Source organism: Massilia sp. UYP11, from assembly GCF_050434805.1.
GTDB lineage: Bacteria > Pseudomonadota > Gammaproteobacteria > Burkholderiales > Burkholderiaceae_D > Telluria.
In genome coordinates, this window is the sequence record NZ_JBNDJE010000065.1 from 1 (window position 1) to 1,065 (window position 1,065).

The window sequence follows — 1,065 nt, forward strand, 5'->3', positions numbered from 1 at the left end:
CATCCATAGCCTGTACGCCTGGACGAAGCGTTACGGCGTGCCTGAGGCTGAGCGCAAGGCTGTCGATGCCCAGTCTGACGAAATGCGGCGCCTGAAGGCCGAGCTCAAGCGAGTCACGGAGGAGCGTGACATATTGAAAAAGGCCGCGGTGTACTTTGCCAAGACGTCCGGGTAAGGTACACCTTAATCGTTGAGTTGCAGGACCAATTTCCGGTGCGCCGGCTGTGCAAAGTGCTTGAGGTGCATCCGAGTGGCTTCTATGCCTGGCGCCTGAATCCTGAAAGTAAGCGCGCCAGAGAAGACAAGCGCCTTCTGGTACCCATCAAGGAATCGTGGCTGGAAAGCGGCAGCGTCTACGGCTATCGCAAGGTCAGCGACGATCTACGCGAGCTCGGTGAACAATGCGGCATCAATCGCGTCCACCGTCTGATGAGGTCGGCCGGGATTCGTTCGCAAACCGGCTACGCCAAGCGCAAATACAAACGCGGCGGCGCGCCATCGCTGGTAGCGCCGAACCATCTACAGCGCCAATTCGACGTGCAGGAACCGAATCGGGTCTGGGTTACGGACATCACGTACATTCGCACTTACGAAGGCTGGCTTTATCTGGCTGTTGTATTAGACCTGTTTTCGCGTCAGGTGGTGGGCTGGTCGATGAGTTCTCGAATCGATCGCGAGCTAGCGATGAATGCGCTCTTGATGGCGGTCTGGCGGCGGCAACCAAAGAATGCGGTAATGGTGCATTCGGATCAGGGCAGCCAGTTCAGCAGCTACGACTGGCGCGACTTCCTGGACGAGCATAACCTGCAGCAGAGCATGAGCCGGCGTGGTAACTGCCACGATAATGCCGTGGCCGAGAGCTTCTTCCAGCTCCTGAAACGGGAACGGATCCGACGCAAGACCTACGGCACTCGGGAAGATGCAAAGCGGGATGTCTTCGATTATATCGAGATGTTTTACAATCCAAAACGCCGGCACAGCTCCAGCAATGACTTGTCGCCGGTCGAGTATGAAAAGCAGTATTTCAAGCGGCTCGCGAGTGTCTAGGAAACTCGTGGCGATTCA

At 56.8% G+C, this 1,065-nt stretch carries 1 protein-coding gene; it reads left to right on the forward strand.

What is annotated here, in order from left to right:
- A protein-coding gene (locus tag ABIB38_RS24200) for an IS3 family transposase (RefSeq protein WP_429207352.1) occupies positions 1–1,047 on the forward strand; the annotation gives its coding sequence in 2 pieces (ribosomal slippage) (positions 1–137 and positions 137–1,047; 1,048 coding nt annotated over the 2 pieces). This gene is flagged as partial in the annotation.
- Positions 1,048–1,065 lie beyond the last annotated feature (18 nt).